Origin of the sequence: Pseudomonas retamae, assembly GCF_043496865.1 — a bacterium.
Lineage (GTDB): Bacteria > Pseudomonadota > Gammaproteobacteria > Pseudomonadales > Pseudomonadaceae > Aquipseudomonas > Aquipseudomonas retamae.
Genome location: NZ_JBIEIL010000002.1, coordinates 436,150 through 444,834, shown reverse-complemented (window position 1 = coordinate 444,834; position 8,685 = coordinate 436,150). Strand labels below are relative to the sequence as shown.

Sequence of the window (8,685 nt, the reverse complement as noted above, 5' to 3'; positions counted from 1 at the left end):
TCGAACGGCTGTCTCACCAATGTTCAAATCCTGGCAAACCTGCACAACGGTCAGCCCCTGATCCTTGATCATCTTCACGACTTGCAGCTTAAAACTGTCGTCGAATGCTCTGCGTTTTTTGGTCATGGATAACTCCTCGATAGATGTATTTTCCACCTATCGGGGTGTCCGGGGAAATTAGACCACTGCATGGTTCCCTGTAGACCTTCACCCGCATTTTTCATCGCTGTCTACACACCCTCCATGCCCTGAAAATCAACTAAGCACACCCATCCAATTTCTTCCGCCCTTGCCTTGGCATGATTCTCGTCAATGACATTCAAAGGGTCGGGTCATGATTAATTCGAGGGATGAACGGGCGCAGGACTTCGGTTTGCTGTTTCTGCGGGTCAGTGGCGGGTTGTTTCTGCTGTGGGTGCACGGCTTGCCCAAGCTGCTCGACTTCACGGCGCAGTTGCAACTGATCGAAGACCCGTTCCACCTCGGTGCCCACCTCACGCTGAGCCTGGCGATTTTCGCTGAAGTCCTCTGTCCGCTGTTGATCGTCGCCGGTGTTCTGGCGCGGTTGGCCTGCTTGCCTATTCTCTTTGTGCTGCTCGTTGCGCTGCTGGTCGTGCATCCGCAATGGAGTGTGGCTGAAGGGCAGTTCGGCTGGTTGCTGTTGATCCTGTTTACCACTGTGTTCATCGCCGGGCCGGGTCGGCTGGCGATCAATGTTCGTTTGCCCGGAGTACTGCGTTATGCCTGAAGCCCTGAATTCACTCACACCGGGGGCCGATGAGACCGTCACGTTGATCATCAAGCACCGGGTCAAGGCCGGTTTCGAGTCGGCGTATGAAGCCTGGCTGCGCAATATCGTCCGTGTGGCGGGGCAGCGCGAAGGGCATCTGGGGGTCGATGTGGTGCGCGGCAAGCGCGGACGTCTCGACTTCTATACCTGCGTGCTGCGCTTCAGCACCACTGAAGCGATGCAGGGCTGGCTGGAATCGTCCGAGCGTCAGGCGCTGGTCGCCGAGGCGGCGCCGATGCTGGCTGACGGCGATCAGACGGAAGTCGCGCCGGTCAACGAATTCTGGTTCACACCGCTGGCCGAGGCCGGCTCGCCACCGCCGCGCTGGAAGCAGGCTGTCGTCACCCTGTTGGTGATTCTGCCGCACACCTTGCTGGTGCCGCTGATCTGGGGGCCGTTGCTGGCGCTGCATCCGATTCTTTCCAACTACGTGGTTGCCACGTTCCTGATCACCCTGACCATCGTCCTGTCGGTGGTGTACGTGGTAATGCCGCCCGTGACCCGTTTGTTCACGCCGTGGCTGGAAGCCAGCCAGGCTCATGAACACCTCGATTCCCAAGAAACCTCGCCGCGTTGAGCGGGGTTTGCTTCTTTTCACTTTTGCTTGAGGAACTGCGATGAACGCCGATCTGATTCTGTTCAATGGCCAATTTCATACGGTTGACCGCGAAAAACCGCTCGCCAGCGCCGTGGCGATCAAGGACGGCCGCTTCGTCGCCGTCGGTAACGACGCCGAAGCCATGGCCCTCAAGGGCAGCGCCACGCAAGTGGTCGACATGAAGGGCCGCTGCGTCATTCCTGGCCTCAACGACTCGCACTTGCACTTGATCCGTGGCGGTTTGAATTACAACCTCGAACTGCGCTGGGAAGGTGTGCCGTCGCTCGCCGACGCGCTGCGCATGCTCAAGGATCAGGCCGATCGCACGCCGACCCCGCAATGGGTGCGCGTGGTCGGGGGCTGGAACGAATTCCAGTTCGCCGAAAAGCGCATGCCGACCCTGGAAGAAATCAACCAGGCCGCGCCGGACACCCCGGTGTTCATCCTGCACCTGTACGACCGTGCCTTGCTCAACCGCGCGGCGTTGCGCGTCGCCGGTTACACCCGCGACACGCCGAACCCGCCGGGTGGCGAGATCGTGCGCGACAGCAACGGCAACCCGACCGGCATGCTGGTTGCGCGGCCGAACGCGATGATTCTCTACTCGACGCTGGCCAAGGGGCCGAAGCTGCCGCTGGAATATCAGGTCAACTCGACCCGGCAGTTCATGCGCGAACTCAATCGCCTTGGCCTGACCAGCGCGATCGACGCCGGCGGTGGTTTCCAGAACTACCCGGACGATTATCAGGTGATCGAGCAACTGGCCAAAGAAGACCAGTTGACCGTGCGCATCGCCTACAACCTGTTCACCCAGAAGCCGAAAGAAGAACTGACCGATTTCCAGAACTGGACCGGTAGCGTCAAGTTGCATCAGGGCGACGACTTCCTGCGCCACAACGGCGCCGGCGAAATGCTGGTGTTCTCGGCGGCCGACTTCGAGGACTTCCTCGAACCCCGTCCGGACCTGCCGCAGACCATGGAACAAGAGCTGGAGCCGGTGGTGCGTCATCTGGTCGAACAGCGCTGGCCGTTCCGTCTGCACGCCACCTACAACGAATCGATCAGCCGCATGCTTGACGTGTTCGAGAAGGTCAATCGCGACATTCCGTTCAACGGTCTGCCGTGGTTCTTCGACCACGCCGAAACCATCACCCCGCAGAACATCGAGCGAGTCAAAGCGCTGGGCGGCGGCATCGCGATTCAGGATCGCATGGCGTTCCAGGGTGAATACTTTGTCGATCGCTACGGCAAACAAGCCGCCGAAGCCACGCCGCCGATCAAGCGCATGCTCGCCGAAGGCGTGCCGGTAGGCGCCGGCACCGACGCCACGCGGGTGTCGAGCTACAACCCGTGGACCTCGCTGTACTGGATGGTCAGTGGTCGCACCGTCGGCGGTCTGGCTCTGTACGAAGAAGGTCTGCCACGCAGCACCGCGCTGGAGCTGTTCACCCACGGCAGCGCCTGGTTCTCCTCGGAGCAGGGCAAGAAGGGCCAGATTCGCGTCGGCCAACTGGCTGACCTGGCAGCACTGAGCGCGGACTTTTTCAGCGTTGAAGAAGAAGCGATCAAGTGGATCGAGTCGGTGATGACCGTGGTCGGCGGCAAGATCGTCTACGCCGCCGGCGACTTCGAAGACCTCGGCCCGCGCTCGATTCCAGTACTGCCGGACTGGTCGCCGGTGGTCAAGGTGCCGGGCCACTGGCGCCCGAACTCGCCGTTGCAAGCGCAGGTTCACCAGTGCAGCGGGCCGTGCGCGGTACACACCCACAGCCACGAAAAGGCGCGGATGTCGAACGCGCCGGTCAGCGACTTCGCCGGTTTCTGGGGCGCGTTCGGCTGTTCCTGCTTCGCCTTCTGATTTCGAAAACAGCGCCGGCCATCCGGGCCGGTGCTGCAAGCACCATCCAACCACCGAGGAGTTTTGCCATGAGCGTTCCCTACAAGCGTTTGAACAAAGATGATGCTGTCGTTCTGCTGGTCGATCACCAGACCGGTCTGATCTCGCTGGTCCAGGACTTCACCCCGAACGAGTTCAAGAACAACGTCCTGGCACTGGGCGACATCGCCAAGTTCTTCAAGCTGCCAACCATCCTCACCACCAGCTTCGATGCAGGTCCCAACGGCCCGATCGTGCCTGAACTGCGCGAGCAGTTTCCGGACGCACCGTTCATTCAGCGTCCAGGCCAGATCAACGCTTGGGACAACGAAGACTTCGTCAAGGCGATCAAGGCTACCGGCCGTAAGCAACTGATCATTGCTGGTGTGGTGACCGACGTCTGCGTAGCGTTCCCGACGCTGTCGGCTATCGCTGAGGGTTTTGAAGTGTTCGTGGTGACCGACTCGTCGGGTACCTTCAACACCACCGTGCAACAAGCGGCGTGGGCGCGCATGTCGGCGGCCGGTGCACACCTGTTGAACTGGTTCTCGGTGGCGTGCGAGCTGCAGGGTGACTGGCGCAACGATATGGAAGGCCTGGCGCATCTGCTGTCGGAGCGTCTGCCTAACTATCGCAACCTGATCAACAGCTATACCAAGTTTACTGCTCAGTAATTGGTTCGAAGGTCAAAAGCCCCTCACCCTAGCCCTCTCCCGGAGGGAGAGGGGACTGACCGAGGGGCTCTTTTGAGATACCCAGACCTGCAATACCGAGTCGATCTCCGGTCTTGAAAAGCTTGAAGATCAACGCGGCATAATCACGTCGATCTCCGGTCTTGAAAAGCTTGAAGATCGGCTCCCTTTCCCCTCGCCCCCCTTGGGGGAGAGGGCTGGGGTGAGGGGGGCTCTTGATCTTCAGCGCTTCTGCAACCAACCCAAAAAACCTCCCTTCTTCACCGCCACCGGTTTGGCCATCAACGCGAGGCGACTGTTCTGCTGACGCACCGCCTGCAATTTGTTCAAGGCCCGACCCACTTCACTGCGTTTGCTCATGCACTCACGGGTCAACTGCTTGTCGAGTCGATAAACGATGCTCGACGTCAGCGCCGTAAACGTAGCCTGCGACGGCGTATCGGCAAGAATGCTCTGTTCCCCCATTACTTCACTCGGTCCCATGCGCCCGGCTTCGATTTTGTTGTCACCATCCGGCACGGTCGCGCTGACCACGCCGGTGGCAATCACGAACAGGCTGTCCGGCACTTCATCCAGATCCAGCACCACCTGACCCGCCGTGTATTGCTGGGCGACCATCGATTCGGCGAGGCGATCGCGCTCCTCACTGCTCAGCGAGCGGAAGATCTTCACTTCATCGAGCAACGCGCGGGCGCGGCTCGAGGGTTCGATCACGCCGTCGGGATGCCGCGAGATGCCAGCCGCTTCGAGATGCCGGTGGGCGAGGTCGAACAGTTGATTGCGCACTTCGCTTTTCTTGCCCAGCTCGGCAATGAAACCGCTGGCAACGTATTCCGACATGGTTTCGCCGGCCTCTTTGAGCACGGCTTTCGGTGCCGGACTGAGCAACAGCGAACTGCTGCCTTGCAGCGTGCGATCGAGCGCATCCAGCACCCGGCGTGGGCGAATATGGTTGGGGACCTTGATGCTGATCGACACGCCATGCATGTTGTTCGGGCGGCTGAGGTTGACGATCTTCGCCTTGGCCGCCACCGAGTTCGGCACCACCGCCATGGTCCCGGCGCTGGTCAGCAAATGGGTAGCGCGCCAGTCGATGTCAAACACCTTGCCTTCGACGCCGTCGATCATCACGAAATCGTCCACCTGATACGGTTTGGTGGTGTTCAGCACGATCCCGGAAAACACATCGGCCAGGGTGCTTTGCAGCGCCAGACCGACAACGATGGCGACCACGCCCGACGTCGCCAGCAGACCTTTGACCGGCAGCTCCAGCACATAACCGGCGGCGGCGACGATGGCGACAAGAAATACCAGCGCGCCGATCACGTCCTGCAGCAGACGGCCGCTGTGACCGATGCGGCGCATCAGGGCCAGGCCGATGACTTCGGTCAGCACCCGCGCGGCGTACAGCCACCAGAGAATGCCCAGTGCCGTCGCGCCCAGTTGCGCCACCGGGTCATCGGCAAATTGCGGCGCTTGCAATGGGCTGACGCCGGCGTTGATCACCAATGCACTAAAGGCCAGAAACAGCACCAGCCGCACACCGACCTTTGGGGCGCGATGCTTGTACGGCGCGAAGTGCCACAGCGCGGCGTCGAGCAACAACAGCACGGCGCTCCAGGAGAGCAGGTGAGCGAGAAGGAAAGTCATGGGCGTTACTCACACAAAAAGCCCGGCGCTTTTCGGGCGCCGGGCCTGGGCTCAGTTGAGGTGGGTTTTCAGCTCGGCGGCGGCTTGCCGTACCGCCGCTTGCACTTCGGGGATCTGGCTCAGCGGATTGAGCAGGCCGAAGTCATGAATCATCCCGTTGTAGCGCACCGAGGTCACCGCGACGCCGGCCGCATCGAGGTGCCGCGCATAGCCTTCGCCTTCATCACGCAGCACGTCGAATTCGGCGGTCTGCACCAGCGCTGCCGGCAAGCCCTTGAGCTGTTCGGCGCTGGCGTTGAGCGGCGAGGCGTGGATCTGCGCGCGCTCGGCCGGGTTGGTGGTGTAGTTGTCCCAGAACCACTGCATCATGCCTTTGGTGAGAAAATGCCCCTCGGCGAATTGCTGGTACGAACCGTCGTCGAACTGCGCGTTGGTTACCGGCCACATCAGCAACTGGAAGCGCAGCGCCGGGGCTTTCTGCTCCTTGGCCATCAACGCCACCACTGCAGCCATGTTGCCGCCGACGCTGTTGCCAGCCACCGCGAGGCGCTTGCCGTCGACGCCGATTTGCTTGCCGTGCTCGGCGACCCATTTCGTCGCGGCGTAGGCCTGGTTGATCGCGGTCGGGTACTGCGCTTCCGGCGACGGCGTGTAATCGACGTACACCGCAACCGCCCCAGAACCCACCACCAGATCACGAATCAGCCGTTGGTGCGTCGGGAAATCGCCGAGCACCCAGCCGCCACCGTGGAAAAACATGAACACCGGCAACTCGCCCTTGACCTTGGCCGGGCGCACCACTTTCAGGTTGATCGTCTGGCCATCGACCTTGATTGCCTTGTCGCTGACTTCAATCCCCGACAGATCCACTTTCACCGACGCCTGGGCACCGGTCAGCACCGCACGGGCGTCCTTCGGGCTCAGTTGCTCCAGCGGTTTGCCACCGCCAGCGGCGAGGGCATCAAGGAAGGCCTGAGTAGTGTGTTCGACGCCGGTACTTTCAGCAGCGAACGCGTTGCCGATGGACAGGGCGAGGAGGGAGGCCGCGAGGGTTTTCTTGACGATGCTCATGGGTAGAAATCCTTTTGAATGATGTTGATTTTTTTGCCTGAGTTGCGGGCTGCTGTTGCGCTGGGTTTCTGGCCTCAGCAACACCGTGAGCACAGATTAATGGGCTGCTGAAATGTGAAAAAGCAGCTATAAAGCGTTTAACTGTCCACCAGAGAGTGACAATGAACCCGTTCGAAGACATGCGTATTTTTTGCCAGGTCATGGACTCCGGCAGCTTCACCTCAGCGGCCGATCAGTTGGGCCTGTCCAAGCAGTTCGTCAGCCGACGTTTGATGCAGTTGGAAGAGCGGCTGGGCGTGCGCTTATTGAACCGCTCGACCCGGCGCCTCGACGTGACCCCGCTGGGGCAGAGTTATTACGAAGCAGCGTTGCGCTTGCTGGGCGAGGTCGAGCAGGTGGAGCAGGGCATCGCCGGGGAGACGGCGGAGCCGCGCGGGACGATCCGCCTGAGCGCGCCGCTATCGTTTGCCGTGGCGCATCTGGGCTGTCTGCTGCCGATGTTTCTGCAGCGCTATCGCGAAGTGACGGTGGAAGTGGACCTGAGCGATCGCCCGGTGGACTTGCTGGGCGAGGGCTACGACCTGGCACTGCGCATTGGCACGCTGGAGGACTCGACGCTGATCGCCCGGCGCATCGCGTCCATCGAACGGGTGTATTGCGCCAGTCCCGCGTACCTTGCAGAACGCGGTACGCCGCTCAAGCCTGAAGACCTGCACGGCCATGATTGCTTGCCGTATGGTCACGGGCGCTCGGTGCAATGGCGATTCAACGAAGGGCAGGGCAAACCGGTATTGATTAACGTCGCCGGGCGCATGCGCGTGAATAATGGTGAATTGCTGCGCGATGCGGCGGTGCAGGGGATGGGTATTACTTATCTGCCGACATTCATCGTCGGCGCGGCGTTGAAGGATGGGCGACTGGTACCGGTGCTGGACGATCTGCGCCCCGAGCCGCTGACCTTGTCGGCGGTGTATCCGCAGCATCGCCAGGCTTCAAGGCCGGTGCAGGCGCTGGTGGAGTTTTTACGTGAGCGGTTGAACCAGAGCCACGTCAATCTCTGACTGTCCTGCTGAGCTGGTTTTTTGTAATCGCATAACCCTCTGTGGGAGCGAGCCTGCTCGCGAATGCGGTGGTTCAGCCAACATCTCTGCCAACTGACCCGACGCCATCGCGAGCAGGCTCGCTCCCACAGGGGGTTGGGGTTGCCTGCGAGCTTTTTGTACGCCAAATAACCCTGTGGGAGCTGGCTTGCCAGCGAATGCGGTGGGTCAGCCAATGATGTTTTGACTGAAACACCGCAATCGCGAGCAAGCTCGCTCCCACAGGTTTGGCGGTGTGTCTAATGATCAGTTGGCGCGCTTGTCATCGCCCGGTTCGCCGCCGACATGCACACCGCGATCGTCACCGATTTCGCCTGCTGCGTGTACGCCGCGATCATCACCGGGTTCGCCCGCGCGATGAACACCGTTGTCATCCCCCGGTTCGGCATGGGTGCCGTTGCGGCCGGAGGAGGCGCTGTCGCCGGTGTGCCCCGAGCCATGGTCGCTGCCGCTGTGGCCACTGTTTCCGCCACCACCGCTGCCGCTGTTGCCGCCGCCATGGCTGCCACCGCCACCCCCCCCGTTTCCACCGCCGCTGCCGCCGCCACCATTTCCACCGCCGCTGCCGCCGCCACCATTTCCACCGCCGCTGCCGCCGCCACCATTTCCACCGCCGCTGCCGCCGCCACCATTTCCACCGCCGCTGCCGCCGCCACCATTTCCACCGCCACCGCCACCGCCACCGCTACCGCCGCTACCACCGCCGCCCCCACTTCCTCCGCCACTTCCGCCACCACTGCCTCCTTCTTTCGCCTGAGCGCTGGAGACTCCGGACAAATTATCGGGAATCAACACCACAGACGCCGACAGAACTGCGCCGATGGCCATTGCGAGCACGAGCTTTTGAATGTGCATATCGTTCTCCGTCTTTGTGTTTTTGTTGGGAACGTCAACCAAGCGATGTTGCT

The 8,685-nt window shown here is 61.4% G+C and carries 9 protein-coding genes; 5 read left to right on the top strand and 4 right to left on the bottom strand.

The genetic code is table 11. The features are described from left to right. Positions 1-72, bottom strand: a 72-nt coding sequence (locus tag ACGSLL_RS05150; RefSeq protein WP_394503822.1) for a hypothetical protein, incomplete at its 3' end; no start/stop codon positions are given. 262 nt (positions 73-334) lie between these two features. Between ACGSLL_RS05150 and ACGSLL_RS05145 the strand changes: the two genes are divergently transcribed. The 4 genes from ACGSLL_RS05145 (at position 335) to ycaC (ending at position 3,938) form a co-directional block, all read left to right on the top strand. After that, complete coding sequence (locus ACGSLL_RS05145; protein ID WP_258449699.1) at positions 335-748, top strand: DoxX family protein; 414 nt, start codon at positions 335-337, stop codon at positions 746-748. Continuing rightward, the gene (locus ACGSLL_RS05140; protein ID WP_394503796.1) at positions 741-1,367 is read left to right on the top strand and encodes an antibiotic biosynthesis monooxygenase; all 627 of its coding nucleotides are present in this window, start codon (positions 741-743) and stop codon (positions 1,365-1,367) included. Before ACGSLL_RS05145 ends, ACGSLL_RS05140 begins: the two co-directional genes overlap by 8 nt. A gap of 40 nt (positions 1,368-1,407) precedes the next feature. After that, complete coding sequence (locus ACGSLL_RS05135; RefSeq protein WP_208937974.1) at positions 1,408-3,246, top strand: amidohydrolase; 1,839 nt, start codon at positions 1,408-1,410, stop codon at positions 3,244-3,246. A gap of 68 nt (positions 3,247-3,314) precedes the next feature. Next, positions 3,315-3,938 (top strand): isochorismate family cysteine hydrolase YcaC, encoded by a 624-nt coding sequence (gene ycaC, locus ACGSLL_RS05130; RefSeq protein WP_090282704.1) that lies wholly within the window; start codon positions 3,315-3,317, stop codon positions 3,936-3,938. A 240-nt stretch (positions 3,939-4,178) separates the two neighbouring features. Here the strand turns inward: ycaC and ACGSLL_RS05125 are convergent, their stop codons facing one another. Together ACGSLL_RS05125 and ACGSLL_RS05120 are read right to left on the bottom strand one after the other, a co-directional pair. Further along, complete coding sequence (locus ACGSLL_RS05125; protein ID WP_394503793.1) at positions 4,179-5,606, bottom strand: mechanosensitive ion channel domain-containing protein; 1,428 nt, start codon at positions 5,604-5,606, stop codon at positions 4,179-4,181. A 51-nt stretch (positions 5,607-5,657) separates the two neighbouring features. After that, positions 5,658-6,677 carry an alpha/beta hydrolase gene (locus ACGSLL_RS05120; protein WP_394503791.1) on the bottom strand — a complete coding sequence of 340 codons (1,020 nt, stop codon included), beginning with the start codon at positions 6,675-6,677 and terminating at the stop codon, positions 5,658-5,660. 161 nt (positions 6,678-6,838) lie between these two features. On the opposite strand from ACGSLL_RS05120, the gene ACGSLL_RS05115 reads away from it, so the two are divergent. After that, positions 6,839-7,738 (top strand): LysR family transcriptional regulator, encoded by a 900-nt coding sequence (locus ACGSLL_RS05115; RefSeq protein ID WP_394503789.1) that lies wholly within the window; start codon positions 6,839-6,841, stop codon positions 7,736-7,738. A 285-nt stretch (positions 7,739-8,023) separates the two neighbouring features. Here ACGSLL_RS05115 and ACGSLL_RS05110 read toward each other — a convergent pair whose 3' ends face one another. Next, entirely contained in the window at positions 8,024-8,632 is a 609-nt protein-coding gene (locus ACGSLL_RS05110; protein WP_394503787.1) for a hypothetical protein, read from the bottom strand. Positions 8,633-8,685: the final 53 nt, after the last annotated feature.